Source organism: Pseudomonas sp. FW300-N2A2, from assembly GCF_017351735.1.
GTDB lineage: Bacteria > Pseudomonadota > Gammaproteobacteria > Pseudomonadales > Pseudomonadaceae > Aquipseudomonas > Aquipseudomonas migulae.
In genome coordinates this window covers 99,521-119,833 of the sequence record NZ_JACNDU010000016.1, presented here as the reverse complement: position 1 = coordinate 119,833, position 20,313 = coordinate 99,521, and the positions used below count along the sequence as shown (strand labels likewise).

Here is a 20,313-nt window from a genome sequence, read left to right as displayed (position 1 = left end):
TCCCTGTGGGAGCGAGCCCGCTCGCGATGGACGTCAACGATGACGCGTGTTGCCTGAATGAACGCGTCGTCCAGACATCTTTCGCGAGCGGGCTCGCTCCTACAGGGGACCGTGTTATGCCTCAAGGAAAAAGGCCTTTCCAATGCACAAAAAATTCCTGACGATTCAGAGCAAGATCGCCCTGCTCGCCGGCCTCTGCCTGCTGTTGGTGGTGGGTTTGCTGATGGGGTTGTCGCTGTATCAAACCCATCGGAGCAGCCAGCAAGTGGCCGAGGCCAGCAGCGAAATGCTCGCCAACGCCGCCAAGGAACACATGCAGGCGCTGGGCAAAGTGCAAGCGATGCAGGTGCAACGCACCTTCATGCAGACGCACGAATATGGCCAAGGGTTGTCGCGCTATCTGCTCTACCTGAGGCAGTTGCAACATCAGGGCAACCTTACCCGTCCACAACTGCGCCAGGAGCTGAGCACCCAGCTACACCAGGCCCTGATCGACAAGCCCGACCTGCTCGGGCTTTATGTCATTTTCGAACCCGATGCCCTGGACGGCACCGACGCTGGTTTCGTCGATCAGGCGGCCATGGGCAGCAACGAAACCGGGCGCTTTTCGCTGTATTGGGTGCAAAGCAAACCCGGCGAACTGCAAGCGGTGATCGGCGACGAAGCGCTGCTCGCCAACACCTCGCCCGGCCCCAGCGGCGCGCCCTACAACGCCTTCTACACCTGTGCCCGTGACACCCGCAAAGCCTGCGTTCTGGAGCCATATTTCGACGAGGCCTCCGGCAGCCGCAAACTGGTGACCAGCATCGCGTTCCCGCTGCTGGACCATGACAAGGTCATCGCCGTGGTCGGCCTCGACATCAACCTCGCCGCCCTGCAACAGAACAGCGAAGCCAGCGCGCTTCAACTGTTCGACGGCAACGGGCAGATCAGCATCGTCAGCCCGCGCGGGGTGATTTCCGCCAACAGCCAGGACGTCAGTCGCCTCGGGCAACCGCTGGACAATGCCGAGGTGATGGACACCTTGCGTCAGGGCCAGCCGAAAGTGTTCGTCGATCAACAGCAGATCAAAGTGCTTGAGCCGCTGGCACCGATTGCCGGTGCGGCGCAGTGGGGCGTGCTGGTCGGTGTGCCGCAGAACGTGCTGCTCGCCCCGGTCACCACGCTGCAACAGGAACTCGATGCGCAAGCCGTGCGAAGCACCGCGCTTGAGCTGTTGCTGGGCGGAGGCTCGGCGCTGCTCGGCCTGGTGTTGATCTGGTACGCGGCGTATCGCATCACCCGGCCGCTGCAACTGCTGACGCGGGTCATGGAGGATATTTCCCTGGGCGAAGGCGATCTGACCCGGCGCCTGGCCGTGCAATCACGGGATGAAATAGGCCAACTGGCGACGGCGTTCAACCGCTTTGTCGAACGTATCCACCATTCCATTCGCGAGGTGTCTTCGGCGGCGCTCGGCGTCAACGAAGGCGCCAAGCGTGTGCTGCTGGCGTCCAACGCATCGCTGAGCAATTTCGATGAACAATCGACCCGCACCAACAGCGTCGCCGCCGCGATCAACGAACTGGGCGCCGCAGCCCAGGAAATTGCGAACAATGCCTCCGATGCCTCGCAGCAAGCCTCTGCCGCGCGCCAACAGGCCGAAGACGGGCGTCAGGTGGTCGAGCGCACGATTGAGGTGATGAACGAACTGTCCGGCAAAATCAGCGCGTCGTGCGTCAACATCGAAGCGCTGAACAGCAAAACCGTGAACATCGGGCAAATCCTCGAAGTGATCAAAGGCATCTCCCAGCAGACCAACCTCCTCGCCCTCAACGCCGCCATCGAAGCGGCACGGGCGGGTGAAGCGGGCCGCGGCTTTGCCGTGGTCGCCGACGAAGTGCGCAGCCTGGCCGGGCGCACACAGACCTCGGCAGCGGAGATTCAGCAGATGATTGAAGCACTGCAAATCGGTGCCCGTGAGTCGGTGACGACCATGACCGAGAGTCAGCAGCACAGCGAGGAAAGCGTCAGCATCGCCAACCTCGCCGGCACGCGACTGGGCAGCGTGACGCAACGCATTGGCGAGATCGACAACGTCAACCAATCGGTCGCCGCAGCCACTGAAGAGCAAACCTCGGTGGTCGAGGCGTTGAACGTGGACATCACCGAAATCAACACGCTGAACCAGCAAGGAGTGGAGAACCTGCAATCGACGTTGCAGGCATGTACCGAGCTGGATCGCGAGGCTGGGCGGCTGAATCAGTTGGTCGGGAGTTTTCGCATTTAAAGGCGGTGTCGCCTGATCTGCCGCTATCGCGAGCAAACGGAACGCCGCCCGGCTGCTCCTACAGTGACCGCGTCCGTCCGGGCACCCCGGTCACCTGTAGGAGCGAGGCTTGCCCGCGATGAACGATAACGCGGTTCCTCAGTAATGGCCTGGACAGCCCGACAATGGTGGCTTCAATTCTTTGCAAGATCCATCTTGTACCCCGCACCCGGCACTCCTTCATGCAACGCTGCCTGGATGTTTCCATACAAGGCATTTGCCTCGGCGGTTGTGATTGAACGCGAACAATCACACAGTACCACACGCAGAAGCACATTTTCCTGACCCGGCAGCAGCCCCAAGCGCTCAATTGCCTGCACGGGTAAATCCGAGAACGCCCAACGTCCCTTGATCTGCATCTCCTCGATCCAATCAGAGCAATCACCGGCCGCCTGCAACATCCTTTCAGTCAAAATCTCCTCGCTCAGCCCTGGCGCCACGGCCAACGAGATATCCCGAGCAATCGAAGGTAACCGTGATACAGGACTCCATGGATGCAAATCATGCATCTGCGCCTGCACTCGTACGTTCGGATCACGCAGCAAGCGAATATCCGGGATGCCCTTGCGTAGCATGGTCAGTCGATCCAGCCCCATTCCGAGCGCCAGCCCTCCATGGCGCAGCGGATCTATCTTCAAGCGCTCTAGCAAAGACTTCGCAATGCGACCGCACTCCAACACCTCGACGGGAGCGCCTTCATTTAACACATTCACTTCGATTCCACCCTCAGTGTAGTGGTGTGGACTGTCGCTATAGACCCATGGCTTTTCAGGAACGGCAGACTTCAGGATATCGCTGACCAGGCGCAACAAATGCTCATGCGTCGAAAGCTGCGGATCACCCAACACCCAGATATCCATTTGATGAGGTTCTGCGCAGTGCCAACGATCCCGACTATCGCGGCGAAAAGTGATACCTGGTGCGGCCAGCAATATTGTCTCGCCAGCTTGCCGTGCATCAGCAGCACGCAGAAGTGCTGCCGGAATCTGGCTGGTGGTTTGCGTTCGCAGCAGCGAATACTCGTCGACCCACCGGGTGTGTTCACTGCCAAGCGTGACTTCTTCCGGGTCATAACCCAACAAACCGTAATTTTCTTCAGCGGACACAATGCGCGGCCCTGTTAGTAACTGTGCTTGAGGCCAGCCTTTTTCGGTAAGTCCCTGAAGGATCTCTTTCAGCAGTAATCGGACGGCGTGGTCTGGATTGTTTGTTTCGGTCAGGTCCACCAATAATAGAGCCTGATGGACTGACAAGTCTGTCAGATATTTCTTTGACGCATGCACTATATAAACCCTCAATCGGCACTTGAACATTGAGCAAAAAAATAAAACCCATAAATAAACCTAACGACACAAGATCATCAGCCGCAACCAAAATATGGAAAACATAAAATTTTCAGAACAAGACTACAGATCTATCCTACATAAATAACTGCCTGCAGCATCCAAGAACAAAAACCATCAAAACTATTCTAAAAAACACCCAACAAACCATTTAATACATCAAAAAAATCTGTATTAATTAATTCTTTCCCAAGCAATTTCGGGAGAAAAAATCCAAAAATGAAAAAGGAAGATCAAATGAAAAATACCGAGATCGTTAAGGAAAACCTAAACCGGATCACTTCGGGACCGGATAACTTTGGATGGGCACCGTTGGCGTGGGCTCATACTGAAGAGTAACTGATACCAATGCGCGGCAATCATTATTACCGCGCATTGGAAAACAAGGAGGGTTTTATGTCACTACCGAATATGATATCGACACTTTTCGGCCACGAAAAACCATCAATTATTGCAGACTCAGAAGACTTCCTCAGAGAATGCAAGCATTTAGGGTTCAATACGGCCAATATTTCAGACCTGGCAAACCTGCCAAAAAACAGTATTGTCTTTTCGTTTAGTAACGATGCCGCAAAAATGACTTTTGAACTGGCAAAAAACACGAAAAACAAGAAGAGCGTTTTCTGCGCGACTCAAGTGTTCGAGCCAACTGTAGCCAGCGCGCTCTATAGTCTGAAGCTTTTACTGAGCAGCAATTTTGAAAATGCATTATGTACACAACGGTCTGTGTTAAACATGCTGAATTCAAATGAATCTTTTTTTCTGACTGGCAACGACGCCGATGCACGCGTCACAGTTTTCCCGCACGCCCAACCCTATGCACTACTCGCCGAAGACGTATCACACAATTTTGTTCAGTCCGTGGCAGAGTTCTTTGAAGTCCATTACGCTCACATGAACCCGCAAGAGCCATGTCCATTTTCATTTAGCGGCACGTTAAAAGTCGCAGGAATACTGACCGTACTGAGAAAGCCTAACTCGACACTCCCTGAGGGTTTGAAAACCTCACTCAAATGGTTGAGTGATCGTATTTCGGAGGAAGATACATTCTTATCAATTGAAGACAACACCGTGACGTCTCTAAAAATAAAAAACGAGGATCACATAAAGCTTTTGGATCTAGCGGCCGGCCCTCGGGGGCTCAAGCTGACTGAGTTCGCCATCGGCGTAAACGAGGCTATAGCTCAAAACATAGATTACAAAATCAACTCACAAATGAATGAAGGCATCAGCGGGGTTCATTTAGCCATTGGTGATGGATCTTCCGGCTACCACATTGACTTTCTTAGCCCGGCAGTGACCGTAACCCCAATAAACCAGCGATTTCCCCAGCAACTATAAATGGTACAAAAATCATCAAAACACCTAATTTAATACATTCTTTCAACGTATCTTTTACAAGACATACCGCTATCGCGGGCTTGCCCGCGATGAACGATAAGGCGGTGTTTCAGCAAGCCGCCACAGCATGCTCAATCCGATGAAACAACCGGTTGAAATACACCAGGCTATCGCCCTCCCCACGCACACCCACTTTCGACAATTCCACAAACATCACCGAATGCGACCCGACTTCCTTGCACTCGCTGATCCGCCCTTCCAGCTGCACCAGTGCATCACGCAGGACCGGCACGCCCGTGTCGCCGCCGTCCCACAAGTCCCAGGCAAACCGCTCGGCCATCGGCACTTGGGTCATGCCGGCGAAGTGCCGGGCCAGTTCTTCCTGTTCGCCGCACAGCACATTGACGCATAGCCGGCCGTTGGTGCGGAACACATCGTGGGTGGCGCTGTTGCGGTTGACGCACACCAGCACGGTCGGTGGCGAATCCGTCACCGAGCACACGGCGCTGGCGGTGATGCCGCAGCGTCCGCCGGGGCCGTTGGTGGTGATGATGTTCACCGCCGCCGGCAGTTGCGCCATGGCGTTGCGAAAGTCGATTTGCTGCTGGCTCAGGTTGGCCATGTCGGTGCCCCTTCCTTCAGGATGACCGCGCGTTCGCGGCCCGTGGGTGATGGAACAAGACTAAAGCCCGACGTGGCGCGCAACCATTCTTACGATCCCCATGCCGAGGTAGGCTTTCCGCTAGTCGACTAGGTGGTTTCTTTATCGTCAGGGCCCGTCGCAGTGGGTATTCTGCTAAAAGGCGCCAACATAGGTGTCGACGTCCGCCGCAGCGTGCACGCGTGCGAAAACAATAATTAGAAAATCTCGTGGCAACCCCTGATGGAAACCCGCAAACCGATTGTTTATATCGTTGATGACGACAAAGACCTGCGCACCTCGCTGGCCTGGTTGCTGGAGTCGGTCAGCGTCCAGGCGCAATGCTTTGCCGGCGCTGAAGAGTTCCTGAGCCAGTACGACCCCAAGCAACCGGCGTGCCTGGTGCTGGACGTGCGCATGCCGGAAACCAGCGGCTTTCAGCTGCAGGAAATCCTCAACCAGCGTGGCAGCACCCTGCCGACGATCTTCGTGTCCGCCCATGGCGACATTCCGATGTCTGTGACCGCGATGAAGAACGGTGCGCTGGATTTCGTCGAGAAACCCTACAACCCGCAGCAGATGATCGACCGCATACAAGCGGCGCTGAAGACCGCCGTGCATGCCCAGGCCGATCAGCAGCAACGCCAGCACCTGCAAGGCAAACTCGCCCTGCTGACCAGCCGTGAACGGGAGGTGTTGATGCTGGTGATCGATGGCAAGGCCAGCAAGGTCATCGCCCGGGAGCTGAACATCAGCGTGAAAACCGTTGATGTGCACCGGACCAAGATCAAGGAAAAGATGGGCGTGACCAGCATTGCCATGCTGGTGCGCGAAGTGCTGCATTTACCGGTGGATGAGCCGTCTCGGCATTGAGGGATCTGCGGCGGTCATGAGACCGCCATCGCCGGCAAGCCGGCTCCTACAGGGGTCTGCAGCGAACTCAAGGTATGTGCACGGCGAAGATCTACTGTAGGAGCCGGCTTGCTGGCGATGAGGTCGGCACATTCAACATCAATGGTGCCTGATACTCCGCCATCGCCAGCAAGCCGGCTCCTACAGGGATCCGCAGCGAACACAAGGTATGTGCACGCCGAAGACCTACTGTAGGAGCCGGCTTGCCGGCGATGAGGCCGGCACATTCAACATCAATGGCGCCTGACACTCCGCCATCGCCGGCAAGCCGGCGCCTACAGGGGTCTGCAGCGAACACGAGGTATGTGCACGGCGATGATCTACTGTAGGAGCCGGCTTGCTGGCGATGAGGCCGGCACATGCAACATTGATGGCGTCTGATGCACCGCCATCGCCAGCAAGCCGGCTCCTACAGGGGTCTGCAGCGAACTCAAGGTATGTGCACGGCGATGATCTACTGTAGGAGCCGGCTTGCTGGCGATGGGGTCGGCACATTCAACATCAATGGCGCCTGTCACTCCGCCATCGCCGGCAAGCCGGCTCCTACAGGGATCTGCAGCGAACACGAGGTATGTGCACGGCGAAGATCTACTGTAGGAGCCGGCTTGCCGGCGATGAGGCCGGCACATTCAACATTGATGGCGTCTGATGCCCCGCGATCGCCGGCAAGCCGGCTCCTGCAGGAGAGGTCAGTTGTGGCTGTAGCGCTTGCGATAAGCGCCCGGCGAGACGCCGAAGCGGGATTTGAACGCCGATGAGAAGTAGCTGGAATCGGAAAAACCCCAGGCGTAACACAGCGCCGAGAGCTTCTGCTCGTCAGGTGAGCGGCGCAGGTTTTCCGCGCAGAAATCCAGGCGTCGGTGCTTGATGTATTGCGCCACCACCAGGCCGCGCTTGGAGAACATCCGGTACAACCCGCGCACCGAAATCCCTACCTCACGGGCAATCAGTTCGGGGCACAGGTCTTCGGCGCTGATGTGTTCGTCGATGTAGGCGATGATCTTGCGAAACTGCCGCTCGTGGGCATCTGCGCCGCTGTCGCGGGCACTGATCCCGGGCAACAACAGGCTGACCAACGCATCCAGTACCGCTTCGCTTTCCTGCATGTCCAGGCCTTCCTGCTGCCGGGTATCCAGCACCAAGCGGTTGGCCATCGCCGCCAGAGGTGTACTGGCCGCGATTCGTGTGGCGCAGTTGACCGCATTGAAATGCGAACCACGCTCGACCACCTGACGCGGCAGGATCAGCGACAACTGTCGGGAATCCTCGTTGTAGGTCATGTCACTCGGGCGGCAGGCGTCGATCAGGGCGATGTCGCCCGTGCCCAGTTGAGCGCGGTTGTCGCCCTGCTCCAGCCGGGAACTGCCACGCATCTGGAACACCGCGTAATAGTGGCCGTCGCTGCTGACACTGACGTCCTTGCTGGTGCGGTACAAGTGCACGTGCGCCATGTCGACGACACTGAGGTTGATCGCGCCGCTGCGATATTCCGCCAGCTCACCGTAGAAATCCGTATCCAGGGCCCGGGCATCGAAACGCCCGCAGGCCTGGTTGACCTGGCTCAGCCAGCTTTCGAACGCCTCGTTGCGAACCGCCGAAGAAGTCATCATCACTGCAAAGCCTCACGCATTTTATTGTTATTTTTCGACCGCTTCGTCGAGCGGTTCGGCAAATGTTACTGACCTTGGCTGTCTCCTCCTTCGACGGCCGCCGGGCCCTATTCAACAGGCTCCGGCGCTGGCTTGCCAGCCTTCCCCTGCGTTAGATGTCCAATACCAGACGGGCGGAAACGGCGCGGGAAACGCAGGCGCAAATCTGTTTGTTGGACGCCTTTTCCTTGTTCGACAAACAGTTGTCGCGGTGCTCCGGCACACCGTCCAGCACCTCGACGATGCAGGTGCCGCAGATGCCTTCGCGGCATTCAGTGTCGATGTCACAACCGTGAGCCTGCAACACATCGACCAGACTCGCGTTGGCCGGCACCTGAAGCACCACGCCGGAACTGGCCAGCTCCACTTCAAAACCGCCACTCGGACCGGCATTTGCTGCGGGATCGGCCTGGAAGTGTTCAAGGTGGATCGCATCGTCGCAACGGCTACGCGCCGCCACTTCCACCACTTTGTTCATGAAAGGCGCCGGGCCGCAGGTGTACACGTGTGCGGCACTGCCAGCGTGGTCAAGGCATTCACTCAACGTGGCATCCATGTCACCCGGCTCGATGCCGTAGTGGAACTGCACATGCCCGGCGAACGTGCTCGCCAACAGCTCGGCGAACGCTGCGTATTGCGGCGAACGGGCGAAATAATGCAGGCGCCACGGCTGGCCGTTTTCGCTCAGCCGATAAGCCATGCTCAGCAGCGGCGTGACGCCGATACCAGCCGCGCACAGCACATGCTCGGTGGCCGTCGGGTCGAGGCGGAACAGGTTGCGCGGCGCACCCATTTCCAGCTCCATGCCCTCTTCCACCTCGTGCAGCGCCGCTGAACCGCCACGGGACTGTGCTTCTTTTTTTACCGCTACCAGATACGCGCGGCGGTCCTGCGGCGGGCTGCACAGCGAATATTGACGGGTCACCCCGGTCGGCCCGGTCAGGTCGACGTGGGCACCCGGTTCATAGGCGTCGAGCGGCTGGCCGTCACTGCGCACGAGGCGAAAGGAACGGATATCCAGCGCTTCGTCGACGATCCTTTCGATCTTCACCTTCATCATTGCATCACCTGAAATACGGTTGATTTTTGGGACGTTTGTTAGGCCCCCTGTAGGAGCTGGCTTGCCAGCGATGGCGGTCTTGAGATTTGCATCGCCAACGTGGACGCCATCGCCGGCAAGCCGGCTCCTACAAGGGATTGTTCCGGTCTTGAGATTTGCATCGCCAACGTGGACGCCATCGCCGGCAAGCCGGCTCCTACAGGGTTGTGTGTGAGGCCTTGTTTAGCGCATGAACAGGCCGCCGTTGATGTCCCAGCACGCGCCGGTTACGGAGGCGGCGTGATCGGCGATCAGCAGCAACACGCTGTCGGCGATGTAGCCGGGATCACCGAGGGTGCCGGCCGGGATCATTTTCAGGATCTGTTCCAGACGCTCCGGGGCCACGGTTTCGCGCACCACCGGCAAGTCCAGCGGCCCCGGCGAAATGCTGTTGACCGTCACGCCTTGCGGGGCCAGTTCACGGGCGAAGACTTTGGTCAGCGTCGCCACGCCGCCCTTGGCCGCAGCGTAATGCGCGCCGGTGGCGGTGCCGCCGTTTTGCCCGGCGAGCGAGGCGATGTTGACGATGCGGCCAAAACCACGCTCGGCAAAGTGCGCACCGAACACCTGGCACGCGACAAAAGTGCCGCGCAGGTTGATCGCCATCGACTCGTCGAACTCCTCCGGGGTGATGTCCATCAACGCGGCGACTTTCGACACGCCGGCGTTGTTCACCAGGATGTCGCAGCCGCCCCAATGCTCGACCAGCACGTCGCGGGCATGCTGGAAGTCGGCCTTGCTGCGCACATCCAGCTCAATGGCGACAGCACTGGCACCGCTGGCATCCAGCTCGGCAGCCAGTCGCCGCACGCCCTCGAGACGCACGTCCGCCAGGGCGACGCGATAACCCGCCCCGTGCAGACGGCGGGCGATGCACTCGCCCAGTCCGCGCGAGGCACCTGTTACAAGGGCTACTCGACTCATGATGTTGCCCTCACAGAAGGAAGCCGAGCGCGCTCAGGCTGTCGGTGGAGTTGATCAGCCGCACCACTTTGCGCTCCAGGGTCGGCACGCCATCAGTGAAACGGATCCGGTGGTTCAGGTCGGCCACAAACGGCGTGTGCACGCCGCGCTTGTAGGCGTACAGCAACTGCGCCGAGTTGACTTCGACGATGTCGCCGGCGGCTTCCACCAGACGGAAACGCGAGATCGTGCGGATGGTTTTCGCCGCGTCCACCGCCGACGGTGAATAGCCGGCGGTCAGGCGTTCGATGCGCAGGTCACGCATGCGCGCATCGTCGTAGGCGTAGTTGAGGTTCGCTTCGAAGTCCTCGGTGTCCGGGTCGATCGGCACGATGTACTTGCCGCTGTCGCTCCACAGGGTCGCCCATTCGGCGTAGTTCTTGTGGTCGAGCAATTCGGCTTCGCGCCAGATGAATTCGATGGCCTGGGCCAACGGGCCGGAAAAACCGTTCAAGGTGTCGTGATTGCTCATTGGCTCATCATCCTTTTCCACATGTCATAGGCACCGCGCATGCCGCCTTCGTCGGTGGCGTGGCTGACCTTGTCGCCGTTCTCGGCAGTGATTTCGCGATTGAGGCCGCGGTTGACCAGGATTGGCGCATCGACGCCGGCGTAGGATCCGCGCTGCACACGGTCCCAGGCCTCGGCATCGTCCGGGCTGCCGAAACCGAACGGCCCCTGGAAGTGCTCGTGAATGCGCATGCGTTCGCGGTTGGCGATTTCCGGGCCGCCGTCCATGCCGAGGGCAACGTGGCGGATCTCGGTTTCGGTCACAGACACCGGGCGCAGCACGCGGAAGAACGACATCGACATCGCGACGTTAGGGAACAGGTTCAGGTTGAAACCGGCGCCGTGCAGCGAGCGCACGATGCGACGGACTTGCGCAGGCTCCATGGTTTTCGACAGCTCTTCAGTGACGTGAGCGAAGCGCTCCTGCAACTGTTCGGTGCCGTCGTCGTGATCCAGATCGACATGCTCCGGCACCATCACCATCACGCTGTGGCCGTTGCCCAGCGAATGGGTGACCGCTTGTTCGTCAGTCATGAACGAGAGCATTTCCGAGGTTTCTTCATCCACCGAGGACATGAACGACTTGTGCACGATCGGGAAGTGATAACCGTCGGTGGTGTTTTCCAGCTGGATCTTCCAGTTGCCCTTGAAGCTGAACTTGTGTTCGCCCTGGGTCTTGATCGGGAAACCGGCGCCCTGCTTCATGAACAGGTCCATCCAGTGTTTGGCGCCGCCGAGGAAATCTTCCAGCGGTTCGATCTCGTCGTTGTAGCTGGCGAACACCATGCCGGCGTAGCTTTCCACGCGCAGGCTGGTCAGCGGCAGTTCGGACTTTTCCAGAATGCCTTCGTAGCCGTCCGGATACGGCAGCGCACGGAGCTTGCCGTCCAGACCGTACGACCAGCTGTGATACGGGCAAGTGAAACCGGTGGCGTTGCCTTTGTGTTTTTCACACACCGTGGCGCCACGGTGCCGGCAGCGGTTTTCCAGGACGTTGATGTTGCCCTTCTTGTCGCGCACCACAATCACCGGGCGACGGCCGATGGTCGCAGTCTTGAAGTCGCCGCTGTTGCGCACTTCGCTTTCGTGGGCAACCCACACCCAGGTGCGGTAGAAAATCTTTTCCAGCTCGGCTTCGAACAGGGCCGGGTCGTTATACAGCGAGACGTCTACGCGGTCGTGGCTGACCAGTTCGTCCGGGCTTTTCGATGATGCGATCAGCCGGTATTCATGAGTGCTCATGCGGTTCTCCTCATGGCTTTTTATGATTTCTTGTTAGGGGTCGACCGTTCGCCGGCCATGCTCTGTTGCAACTGCGCACCGAAGGCGCAGACCAGCTCGTCCTGACCTTTACGACCGACAATCTGCAGGCCGACTTTCAATCCGCTGCCCTCCAGTTCCACCGGCACCGTCAGCGCCGGATGGCCGCTGAGGTTGAACGGCCGCACCAGTGGGGTCATGCCGGCCACCGCTTTGCTGGCGCTGCGGGCTTCGATCAGCGTCGGCGGCAGGCTGGGCATCGTCGGCAACAGCAGCACCGCGAATTCTTCCAGCGCGGCGTCCACTTGCTGGCTGAAGCGCGCGCGGACTTTCTCCGCTTGCGCCAGGTCCGCCGCACTCGTGCGACTCGCGGCCAGCAGGCGTTGCTCAACGTCCGCGCCGATCAGGCCTTTGCCGGTGATGTGGCCGAACGCGGCCCAGTTTTCAAAATTGATCACGGTGAGGCCGGCGGCGAACGCGGCTTCAAAATCGCTCAGGTGCAGCTGGCTACGACGCCAGCCTGCACGGTCGGCGGCGGCGCCGAGGCTTGCTTGAAGATGCGGGTCACAGTCGACTTCAAGAAAACCCACCGACGCGTTGCCAGAGGGCAAACCCTGCACCTGGAAGCCTGGGCAAATCACTTGCATCGCCGCGATCAGATCCGCCATATCGGCGGCAAACGGCCCGACACAATCGAGGCTGGACGCCGCTGGATGCGCACCGACCCGACTGACTCGCCCATAAGTCGGTTTCAACCCGGCAATGCCGCAGCACGCCGCCGGTACACGAACCGAACCGCCGGTGTCAGTGCCGATGGCGATGTCCGCCAGACCGGCGGCGACCGCTGCGGCCGAACCGCTGGAAGAGCCGCCCGGCACGCGGTCCGGCGCTTGCGGGTTGATCGGCGTGCCGGTCCAGTCGTTGATCCCGGTCACGCCAAACGCCAACTCATGCATATTGGTTTTGCCAACGATTTGCCAGCCTGCGTCGAGGATCGCGTCCACCACGTCGGCGTTGCGCAGCGCCGGTTCAGCATCGGCGAAGGCACGACTGCCCGAGCGCGTCGGATGCCCGGCGATGTCGATCGAGTCCTTGATCGCGACCCGCTTGCCGTCGCCACCGAGTAAAAATTCGCTGATAAACGTGCTCATGCGCCCGACTCCGAGGTGAAGAGGTCCGAATTGAACAAGCGTTGCGTGCGGAAATGCGCGATCAGCCAGACACCCTCGACACAGCGAAAATCGATGTTCAAGCGCGTGCCGAACAACTCGCTGCGCCCATCGGCGTAGGTGGACACCTGCTGCATGATCCACTGCCCCTGCGCGCTGCTGCCGTCGACCAGGATCGACTCGCTGGTGAGGTAATGCAGGTTCAGGTGAAAGTGCTCCGAGGGCGGCAAGTAGCCGCCGACAAACGCCGCAATCGCCTCACGCCCGCAGTGCTGGCCGAAGGTCTGTGCGGTGACGCTGCCGACGCCTTCCCACACGGCGTCGATGCAGAACAATTGCGCCAGCTCGCTGACGTGGGTGATCGCCCTCGGCACGTCGCACAGGTCCATGTAGCGCGCCATCAAGCGGCGCACCTGGCTCTCCCCTTCGAGCGTCGCCAGACGCTGCAACAAGGCCTCGTTCATGGCTTACACCCTGGCGGCATCGGGGATGGTCAGTGGACGACCGATGCGCGCTTCGACCTTGGCGTAACGCCACAGGCTGTACTCGTTTACCGGCGTGGTGCGGAACAGGTTGCAGGCATCGATCACCGATTGGTGGCAGTCGACGTCGGCCATGATGTAGACGGTCCACGGCGAGGTGTTGGACGGGCCGACCATCAGCCGGTCATCGTCCATCGCGCCGAGTACGGTGATGCCGGGCATGGCGCCGAGCGAGCCCATCATCTGGCTGAAGCCTTTCCACACGCTCAGGCCTTCGCCGGTGGGCAGGTCGAAAAAGTTCTGGGTGATGCCGATGCAGAAGACGACGCGCAGCGGTTCTTGGGTGGTCTGGGACATGAATATTGATCCTTGAAGAGTGGGTTCAGATGTAGCCAGGGAACGGCGGCACGCCGAGGAACACCGAGCCGGCGCCGTCGTACAGGCCTTCGCTGAGGAACGCGTGCTGGGTGACCACCATCGAATCGCGCAGGTAGCGCTGCAGCGGATGGCGCAGGTAAATCGCGGTGGTGCCTGCGAGGCTGTACGCGCTCTGCACCACGGCGGCGCCCGCCTGGGACACGTGAATCGCGGACAAGCGCAACAGGCTGGTTTGCTCGGCGGTGACCGGGTTGCCCGCGAGGATCGAATTCCACACTTGCTCGGTGGCGTTGTAGAAGAAGCCACGGGCGGCGGCCAGTCGGGCTTCGGCCTTGGCGATCTCGATGCGCACGTAGGCGCGGTCGGCCATTTTCGGTGCGCCGGTGATGCCGCTGCCGGCGGCCATGCGACTGACTTCGTCGAGGGCGGCACGGGCCAGGCCAAGGTTGACCACGGCCAGCACTTGCGCGGCGTAGGCAATCGACGGGTAGCGGAACAGCGGCTCGTCGATGGTCGCGGCACCGCCACGGATGAAGGTCCAGCGTTCGTCGACGTGTTTGTCGCTGACGCGCAGGTCGTGACTGCCGGTGCCTTTGAGCCCGACCACATCCCAGTTTTCGATGATCTCGACCTGATCCGCACGGAACACCGCGGTGCGCGGCTTGCCACCCGCCGCGCCGATCCCCACGCCGAGCAAGTCGGCGCCCTTGCAGCCGCTGGCGAATTTCCAGGTGCCGTTGACCTGCCAGCCGCCCTCGACAGCTTCAGCGGGTTGCAGCGGGAACAGGCCTCCGGCGAACACCAGGTCCGGGCTTTGGGCGTAGATGTCGGCGAGGGTTTCCGGCGGCAATGCGGCGAGGTAGACGCCGGCGCTGCCGAAACTGGCGACCCAGCCCGCAGAGCCATCGGCTTCGGAAATACGCTCGATCATTTGCAGGAACAGCGCCGGCGCCAGGGCGTCACCGCCGAAGCATTTCGGCGTGGCGGCGCGGTAGATGCCCACGTGCTTGAAGCGCTCGATCATGTCCCGTGGCACGTGGGAACCGGCGTCGAATTCATCGCGACGCTGGCGCACTTCCGCCAGCACCTGCTCAAAGGCCTGACGGTGGACGGTGTTGCCGTCGACGCCTGGCAGAGGGTCTTTCTCCGCGACAGCTGAACGCAGCATGGGCTTCTCTCCGTTTAATTGTTATTAGCCGCAGCCTGCCGGGAGGCGTGGCGAGCGTTATGTGGCATGGGTAACGACCGACGCGATTCCCTGTAGGAGCTGGCTTGTCAGCGATGAGGCCCTTGAATCTGGCGGCGCTCTTGAAGACGTCATCGCCGGCAAGCCGGCTCCTACAAGGGTTCGCGTTCACAGGGAAGATTGTTGGCTGTGAGGTCGTTGCCCTTGCATTGAGGCCCAGTGTAAAAACCGCGTCGGGTCGCCACTATTGGTGCGTGCAGCCTCTTCACTAAAGGAATCCCCTAGCCCGCCCCCGGTTACCTCTGAGCGCATCCCCACGCGCAAGCGGGTATAAAAAGCCATACTTTCCCTTCACCGGTTCCTCAGGACTGCGCGATGTACCTGCCAAAACCGCACGACTTTTTCACCCTCATCGAAGCCATGCCGCTGTGCATCATTCTTCACGATGCGCAGAGCAAGGAGATCCTCTGGGCCAACACCGCCGCCCTCGACGCGCTGGGTTTTACCCTGGAAGAACTGACGCCGCTGAAAGCCCCGGACATGACCCGCGACGCGCCCAAGTACCGGCGCTCGGTCGGCCTGCGCTGGCTGGAAGGCGCAGCGCGCACGGGCCAGCGCGCCATCGAGTGGTGTTATCGCTCCAAGCAAGGCGTGGAAATCCTCTCCGAGGCCGTCGCTACGCTGGTGCATCTGGAAGGTCGCGATGTGCTGATGGTGCAGTTCCGCGACATCTCCAGGGAGGACAAGGTCAAGCGCGACCTCAAGCGTTTCGAAAGCCGGCTCAAGGCATTCATGCAGGACCTCGCCGAAGGTGTCGCGGTGCTCGGCCCTGAAGGTGATATCCGCTTTATCAGCGACTCCGGCGCGCACCTGCTCAACAGCGAAGAACACACGCTGATCGGCGAAAACTTCCTGTCATGGTGCGACGACGATTCGCGCCGCCGGCTGCTGCAACAGCTGGCCAGCGAGACCCCGGAACATGCGCCATTCCGCGTGCACTACCACCTGCAACGCCGCGACGGTGAATGGCGCTGGCATGAGGCGACGTGTCGTTTTATCGAGATCGAAGATGACCTGGTCGGCCACCTGCTGCTGTTTCGCGACGTCACCGAACAAGTGCGCGCCGAAGAAGCTCGGCGGGTCAGCGAGCAGAAACTCGAATACCTGGCGCGCTACAACGCCATGGGTGAAATGGCCGTGGCCATTGCTCATGAGCTAAGCCAACCGCTGGCCGCCACCCGCAACTTCATCGAAGGCGCGGTGATTCGCCTGGGCAAGGAGTCCACCACGGACCAGGGCGTCGCCTGGGGTTTGCAAAACGCCGTGCGGCAAATCGAACATGCGTCGCTGATCATCAAAAGCGTGCGCGATTACGTGGTCAAACTGGAGCAGGCCGAAGAGCTGATCGACCTCAACGAACTGCTGCGCGAAACCCGCTATTTCATCAGCCTGCGCGCCGATCCGAGCCTGGTCCGCGTCGAGATTGTCGCCAGTCCCGCGCCGCTTTGGGTGAGCTGCGAGAAGGTGCTGATCGGTCAGGTCATTCTTAATCTGGCGTTCAACGCGATTGAAGAAATGAGCGATCTGCCTGTTGAACGACGGGTGCTGCGCATTCACGCCAGCCGCGAAAACGACGTGGCGTTGGTGCGCATCGAAGACTGCGGTCGCGGCATTCAGGCCGAGGCGCAAGAGAAGCTGTTCGACGGTTTCTTCTCCTCCAAGGTCAGCGGCAACGGCATTGGCCTGGCACTGTGCAAAAACATCATCGGCCGCCATCGCGGCGATATCTGGGCGCAAAACCTTGAGCCCTGCGGTGCTGTTTTCACCTTCACCCTGCCCCTCGCAACTCCCGCCTGACACCGCCGAAGAACCTGAATCAAACCACGAACCTGTAGGAGCCAGACTTGCCGGCGAAGGCGTACTCAAGGACGCCTTCGCCGGCAAGCCTGGCTCCTACAGGTCAGTGGTTTTGGCTTGCAATTGCGGTGTGTGCAGCCGGTTTTTCGAGACTGGCACAGACACACAAACGCTTGGCAGCCACAGCAATTCCCCCCTTCTGCCAGCGAGGCAGAATCGAACTGCAAAAATCTGCCAATGCACTTGCGATTTGCACGAACAATAATTCAGGGAGTTCCCCCTAATGCGAGCCACCAGGATCACCGTACAGTCAGCGCTGAGTCTCAGCCTGCTGGTACTGGGTTTGAACAATGCCAGCGCGGATCTGCCCGCTGACACGATCGGCCAGACTGTTCTGGCATTTCCGCCGGAAGTTCATCGGGCCTTTATCGTCGACGTCGAATTCGAAAGTTTCGTGGCGGGCCGTGTCACCGTGGTCGACCCCGATAAAAAGCGCGTGCTCGGCATGGTGCCGACTGGTTTTGCTGCGCCCTCGACGCTCAGCCACGATCAGAAAACCCTCTACAGCGCCGACATCTGGTATTCGCGCGGCACCCGTGGCACCCGCACCGACGTGCTGACCGCGTGGGACAGCTCGACCCTGTCGCCGGCCTGGGAAGTGCTGATTCCGAACAAGCGCGCCGAGTCGCTGACCCAACGCTACGGCTTGAAGACCAGCGGTGATGACCGCTTCGTCTACGTCTACAACTTCACCCCGTCGACCTCGGTGACCGTGGTCGACACCCAGGCCAAAGCCGTCACCGCCGAACTGGCGATTCCCGGTTGCGTGCTCAACTACCCGATCGGCAATCGCCGCTTCGCCTCGCTGTGCGGCGACGGCAGTTTGCAAGTGATCACGCTGAACGATCAGGGCCAGGAAACCGCACGCAGCCGCACGCCGTTCTTCGACCCGAACGCGGAGAAGCTGGTGGAGCGCGCGGTGAACGTCGGCGACACCTATTACTTCACCACCACCACGGGCACCGTGCGCCCGGTGGATTTCTCGGCCGACGCACCGAAAATCCTGCCGTCCTGGTCGCTGACCAGCGACGAGGAAAAGAAGGCCGGCTGGGCACCGGGCGGCTGGCAGCTGATGGCCGTCGCGCCGAAGCTGAACCGCTTGTACGTGCTGATGCACGACGCGCACGAACCGATGAAGTGGGAAGACCCAAGCCCGCTGATCTGGGCGTTTGATCTGAAAACCCACAAGAAGGTCGCCACGCTGGAGGCACCGGTTCCGGTGTGGAGCATGCAGGCCACCGGCGACGACAAGCCGCTGCTGCTGGGCGCCGACGTTGCAGGCGGTTTGCAGATCTTCGACCTGAAGACCAACACGCTCACCGGCAGCATGGCGAAGGTCGCGAAAACCGCGACTCAGGTCATGAGCTACTAACCGAGGTTCGGCCATGCACTTAGATCCGATCTTCATCATTGCCAGCGCCCTCGCCATCGCGGTGTTGCTGGCCAGTGCCGCGACCCACAAGGTGCGCGCACCGGCACGTTTTACCCGGCAACTGGCGGACTACCAACTGCTGCCCGACGTGGCCGTACGCCCCGTCGCACGAGTGATTCCGGTGGTTGAACTGGCCATCGCCTTTGCGCTGCTGGTACCGGTCAGCCGTGCCTGGGCAGCGTTGGGCGCCGCCAGCCTGATCGCACTGTATGCAGCGGCCATTGGCATCAACCTGTGGCGCGGCCGTCGCGATATCGATTGCGGTTGTGCCGGCCCGGACCAGGCCCAACCACTGCGCCCGGTTCTGCTGCTGCGCAACAGCGCGCTGGTGGCGCTGGCGTTGCTGGCCAGTGTCTCGCCGGTGGTTCGTGAACTGGGTTTTTTCGACGGCTTCGTGACTGTCGCCGCCAGCGCTGTCGCGCTGCTGATTTACGCCGCAGCCGATGGCTTGCTGGCGAACTCCCCTCTTCTGCTCAAACTGATTGGTAGGTGATCAATGGAAGGCTTAATCGTTTCCAACGTTCTGCTCTGGGTACTGCTGGTGGCCGTGGCGTTTGCCGTCATGGGCCTGGTCCGGCAGATTGGTGTGCTGCACGGCCGTCTGGCCCCGGCCGGTGCATTGATGATGGACAAGGGCGTGGCGGTCAATGAAGCCGCGCCACAGGTCACCGCTTCCGACCGCAAAGGGCGCCCGGTGAACTTCGGCTACGCCGGCGAGAAATCGCAACTGCTGTTCTTCCTCTCGCCAACCTGCCCGATCTGCAAGTCGCTGCTGCCGGCGATCAAATCCATCGCCAAGGAACAGGCCGATCGCCTCGACGTAGTGTTCATCAGCGATGGCGACATGGACGCCCAGCAAAAGCTGATCACCGAACACAAACTGGAAGACGCCACTTATGTGGTCGGGCCTGAAGTGGGCATGACCTACCAGATCGGCAAGCTGCCGTACGCCGCGCTGATCGACAAGACCGGCACCCTGCGCGCCAAAGGCCTGGTCAATTCCCGCGAGCACCTGGACAGCCTGTTCGAAGTCGAGCACCTGAAAAGCGCGACGCTGCAGGAATACCTCAACAGCCAGCCGCATGCACACGACCATAGCCACGGCCATAGCCACTGATAAGGCAGGAGACTTTCATGAAACTGCTGGATCTGTTGTTTGAGCGTTCGACTCGTCGTGTTGCCGACACCACTTCGCGGCGCAAACTGCTGTCGCGCATGGGTTCTCTGATGGTTGCCGGCGCCGCGTTGCCGCTGCTGTTGCCGCTGGACCGCACCAGCAAAGCCCTGGCCGCCGATAACCCGAAAGCCGGTGACCCGGGTGATCCGAACACCTGCGACTATTGGCGCTACTGCTCCATCGATGGCTTTTTGTGCAGCTGCTGCGGAGGGTCGGTGACGTCCTGTCCGCCGGGCACGGAAGTGTCGCAAGTGACCTGGATCGGCACCTGCCGCAACCCGGCCGACGGCAAGGATTACATCATTTCGTACAACGACTGCTGCGGTAAGCAGAGCTGTGCGCAGTGCGCCTGCACCCGTAACGACAGTGAAGAACCGGCCTATCGCCCGTTCAACAACAACGATGTGAACTGGTGCCTGGCCGCCAAATCGCACATCTACCACTGCACCGTTTCGATCATTCGTGGCGTCGCGGTTTAACGCCTAATTGTGGTTGGCTATTTGTAGGAGCCGGCTTGCTGCGGGCGGCGTTCCGGCGATGGCGTCTC

General features: G+C 60.3%; 19 protein-coding genes and 1 pseudogene. 9 read left to right on the top strand and 11 right to left on the bottom strand.

What is annotated here, in order from left to right:
- Positions 1 to 142 precede the first annotated feature (142 nt).
- Positions 143 to 1,411 (top strand): annotated as a pseudogene (locus tag J4E42_RS29750) (HAMP domain-containing protein); the annotation flags it as partial.
- Positions 1,412 to 1,438: 27 nt separating this feature from the next.
- Positions 1,439 to 2,269, top strand: a complete 831-nt coding sequence (locus tag J4E42_RS29745) for a methyl-accepting chemotaxis protein (RefSeq protein ID WP_404943252.1) — start codon at positions 1,439 to 1,441, stop codon at positions 2,267 to 2,269.
- A gap of 173 nt (positions 2,270 to 2,442) precedes the next feature.
- Here J4E42_RS29745 and J4E42_RS19640 read toward each other — a convergent pair whose 3' ends face one another.
- The gene (locus tag J4E42_RS19640; protein WP_207285950.1) at positions 2,443 to 3,591 is read right to left on the bottom strand and encodes a hypothetical protein; all 1,149 of its coding nucleotides are present in this window, start codon (positions 3,589 to 3,591) and stop codon (positions 2,443 to 2,445) included.
- Positions 3,592 to 4,047: 456 nt separating this feature from the next.
- Here J4E42_RS19640 and J4E42_RS19635 point away from each other — a divergent pair, with 456 nt between their 5' ends.
- Positions 4,048 to 4,992: a hypothetical protein gene (locus tag J4E42_RS19635; RefSeq protein ID WP_207285949.1), complete on the top strand. Its 945-nt coding sequence runs from the start codon at positions 4,048 to 4,050 to the stop codon at positions 4,990 to 4,992.
- Positions 4,993 to 5,101: 109 nt separating this feature from the next.
- Here J4E42_RS19635 and hpaC read toward each other — a convergent pair whose 3' ends face one another.
- Positions 5,102 to 5,614, bottom strand: coding sequence for a 4-hydroxyphenylacetate 3-monooxygenase, reductase component (hpaC, locus tag J4E42_RS19630; protein WP_008033884.1), 513 nt, complete (start codon positions 5,612 to 5,614; stop codon positions 5,102 to 5,104).
- Positions 5,615 to 5,875: 261 nt separating this feature from the next.
- On the opposite strand from hpaC, the gene J4E42_RS19625 reads away from it, so the two are divergent.
- Positions 5,876 to 6,505 carry a response regulator transcription factor gene (locus J4E42_RS19625; protein WP_008033885.1) on the top strand — a complete coding sequence of 210 codons (630 nt, stop codon included), beginning with the start codon at positions 5,876 to 5,878 and terminating at the stop codon, positions 6,503 to 6,505.
- Positions 6,506 to 7,233: 728 nt separating this feature from the next.
- Here J4E42_RS19625 and feaR read toward each other — a convergent pair.
- The 9 genes from feaR to J4E42_RS19580 form a co-directional block, all read right to left on the bottom strand.
- Positions 7,234 to 8,154, bottom strand: coding sequence for a transcriptional regulator FeaR (feaR, locus tag J4E42_RS19620; protein ID WP_192229061.1), 921 nt, complete (start codon positions 8,152 to 8,154; stop codon positions 7,234 to 7,236).
- A 151-nt stretch (positions 8,155 to 8,305) separates the two neighbouring features.
- Complete coding sequence (locus tag J4E42_RS19615) at positions 8,306 to 9,253, bottom strand: PDR/VanB family oxidoreductase (RefSeq protein WP_207285948.1); 948 nt, start codon at positions 9,251 to 9,253, stop codon at positions 8,306 to 8,308.
- 222 nt (positions 9,254 to 9,475) lie between these two features.
- Entirely contained in the window at positions 9,476 to 10,216 is a 741-nt protein-coding gene (locus tag J4E42_RS19610) for an SDR family NAD(P)-dependent oxidoreductase (RefSeq protein ID WP_192229059.1), read from the bottom strand.
- A gap of 10 nt (positions 10,217 to 10,226) precedes the next feature.
- The gene (locus tag J4E42_RS19605) at positions 10,227 to 10,727 is read right to left on the bottom strand and encodes an aromatic-ring-hydroxylating dioxygenase subunit beta (protein ID WP_207285947.1); all 501 of its coding nucleotides are present in this window, start codon (positions 10,725 to 10,727) and stop codon (positions 10,227 to 10,229) included.
- Positions 10,724 to 12,007, bottom strand: a complete 1,284-nt coding sequence (locus J4E42_RS19600; RefSeq protein WP_207285946.1) for a Rieske 2Fe-2S domain-containing protein — start codon at positions 12,005 to 12,007, stop codon at positions 10,724 to 10,726. The genes J4E42_RS19605 and J4E42_RS19600 overlap by 4 nt, the downstream gene beginning before the upstream one ends.
- 20 nt (positions 12,008 to 12,027) lie before the next feature.
- On the bottom strand, positions 12,028 to 13,176 hold the full coding sequence (locus J4E42_RS19595; protein WP_207285945.1) for an amidase: 1,149 nt from the start codon (positions 13,174 to 13,176) through the stop codon (positions 12,028 to 12,030).
- Positions 13,173 to 13,658: a nuclear transport factor 2 family protein gene (locus J4E42_RS19590; RefSeq protein ID WP_207285944.1), complete on the bottom strand. Its 486-nt coding sequence runs from the start codon at positions 13,656 to 13,658 to the stop codon at positions 13,173 to 13,175. Before J4E42_RS19590 ends, J4E42_RS19595 begins: the two co-directional genes overlap by 4 nt.
- Before the next feature lie 3 nt (positions 13,659 to 13,661).
- Entirely contained in the window at positions 13,662 to 14,033 is a 372-nt protein-coding gene (locus J4E42_RS19585) for a hypothetical protein (protein WP_207285943.1), read from the bottom strand.
- Between the two features lie 25 nt (positions 14,034 to 14,058).
- Positions 14,059 to 15,222: an acyl-CoA dehydrogenase family protein gene (locus J4E42_RS19580; protein ID WP_008041125.1), complete on the bottom strand. Its 1,164-nt coding sequence runs from the start codon at positions 15,220 to 15,222 to the stop codon at positions 14,059 to 14,061.
- Between the two features lie 393 nt (positions 15,223 to 15,615).
- On the opposite strand from J4E42_RS19580, the gene J4E42_RS19575 reads away from it, so the two are divergent.
- The 5 genes from J4E42_RS19575 to J4E42_RS19555 all read left to right on the top strand — a co-directional run bounded on the left by J4E42_RS19575 (position 15,616) and on the right by J4E42_RS19555 (position 20,245).
- On the top strand, positions 15,616 to 17,097 hold the full coding sequence (locus J4E42_RS19575; RefSeq protein ID WP_207285942.1) for a sensor histidine kinase: 1,482 nt from the start codon (positions 15,616 to 15,618) through the stop codon (positions 17,095 to 17,097).
- Between the two features lie 283 nt (positions 17,098 to 17,380).
- Positions 17,381 to 18,529, top strand: coding sequence for an amine dehydrogenase large subunit (locus tag J4E42_RS19570; protein WP_207285941.1), 1,149 nt, complete (start codon positions 17,381 to 17,383; stop codon positions 18,527 to 18,529).
- Between the two features lie 13 nt (positions 18,530 to 18,542).
- Positions 18,543 to 19,082 carry a MauE/DoxX family redox-associated membrane protein gene (locus tag J4E42_RS19565; RefSeq protein ID WP_207285940.1) on the top strand — a complete coding sequence of 180 codons (540 nt, stop codon included), beginning with the start codon at positions 18,543 to 18,545 and terminating at the stop codon, positions 19,080 to 19,082.
- A gap of 3 nt (positions 19,083 to 19,085) precedes the next feature.
- Positions 19,086 to 19,706 carry a methylamine dehydrogenase accessory protein MauD gene (gene mauD / locus J4E42_RS19560; RefSeq protein ID WP_207285939.1) on the top strand — a complete coding sequence of 207 codons (621 nt, stop codon included), beginning with the start codon at positions 19,086 to 19,088 and terminating at the stop codon, positions 19,704 to 19,706.
- A 17-nt stretch (positions 19,707 to 19,723) separates the two neighbouring features.
- The gene (locus J4E42_RS19555; RefSeq protein ID WP_008033908.1) at positions 19,724 to 20,245 is read left to right on the top strand and encodes a methylamine dehydrogenase light chain; all 522 of its coding nucleotides are present in this window, start codon (positions 19,724 to 19,726) and stop codon (positions 20,243 to 20,245) included.
- The last annotated feature ends 68 nt before the right edge of the window (positions 20,246 to 20,313 follow it).

What these genes read in the sequence shown, in the direction of transcription:
- J4E42_RS19635 (WP_207285949.1), top strand. Translation starts at nt 4,048, where the DNA reads ATGTCACTACCGAATATGATATCGACACTTTTCGGCCACGAAAAACCA.
- hpaC (WP_008033884.1), bottom strand. Translation starts at nt 5,614, where the DNA reads ATGGCCAACCTGAGCCAGCAGCAAATCGACTTTCGCAACGCCATGGCG.
- J4E42_RS19625 (WP_008033885.1), top strand. Translation starts at nt 5,876, where the DNA reads ATGGAAACCCGCAAACCGATTGTTTATATCGTTGATGACGACAAAGAC.
- feaR (WP_192229061.1), bottom strand. Translation starts at nt 8,154, where the DNA reads ATGATGACTTCTTCGGCGGTTCGCAACGAGGCGTTCGAAAGCTGGCTG.
- J4E42_RS19615 (WP_207285948.1), bottom strand. Translation starts at nt 9,253, where the DNA reads ATGATGAAGGTGAAGATCGAAAGGATCGTCGACGAAGCGCTGGATATC.
- J4E42_RS19610 (WP_192229059.1), bottom strand. Translation starts at nt 10,216, where the DNA reads ATGAGTCGAGTAGCCCTTGTAACAGGTGCCTCGCGCGGACTGGGCGAG.
- J4E42_RS19605 (WP_207285947.1), bottom strand. Translation starts at nt 10,727, where the DNA reads ATGAGCAATCACGACACCTTGAACGGTTTTTCCGGCCCGTTGGCCCAG.
- J4E42_RS19600 (WP_207285946.1), bottom strand. Translation starts at nt 12,007, where the DNA reads ATGAGCACTCATGAATACCGGCTGATCGCATCATCGAAAAGCCCGGAC.
- J4E42_RS19595 (WP_207285945.1), bottom strand. Translation starts at nt 13,176, where the DNA reads ATGAGCACGTTTATCAGCGAATTTTTACTCGGTGGCGACGGCAAGCGG.
- J4E42_RS19590 (WP_207285944.1), bottom strand. Translation starts at nt 13,658, where the DNA reads ATGAACGAGGCCTTGTTGCAGCGTCTGGCGACGCTCGAAGGGGAGAGC.
- J4E42_RS19585 (WP_207285943.1), bottom strand. Translation starts at nt 14,033, where the DNA reads ATGTCCCAGACCACCCAAGAACCGCTGCGCGTCGTCTTCTGCATCGGC.
- J4E42_RS19580 (WP_008041125.1), bottom strand. Translation starts at nt 15,222, where the DNA reads ATGCTGCGTTCAGCTGTCGCGGAGAAAGACCCTCTGCCAGGCGTCGAC.
- J4E42_RS19575 (WP_207285942.1), top strand. Translation starts at nt 15,616, where the DNA reads ATGTACCTGCCAAAACCGCACGACTTTTTCACCCTCATCGAAGCCATG.
- J4E42_RS19570 (WP_207285941.1), top strand. Translation starts at nt 17,381, where the DNA reads ATGCGAGCCACCAGGATCACCGTACAGTCAGCGCTGAGTCTCAGCCTG.
- J4E42_RS19565 (WP_207285940.1), top strand. Translation starts at nt 18,543, where the DNA reads ATGCACTTAGATCCGATCTTCATCATTGCCAGCGCCCTCGCCATCGCG.
- mauD (WP_207285939.1), top strand. Translation starts at nt 19,086, where the DNA reads ATGGAAGGCTTAATCGTTTCCAACGTTCTGCTCTGGGTACTGCTGGTG.
- J4E42_RS19555 (WP_008033908.1), top strand. Translation starts at nt 19,724, where the DNA reads ATGAAACTGCTGGATCTGTTGTTTGAGCGTTCGACTCGTCGTGTTGCC.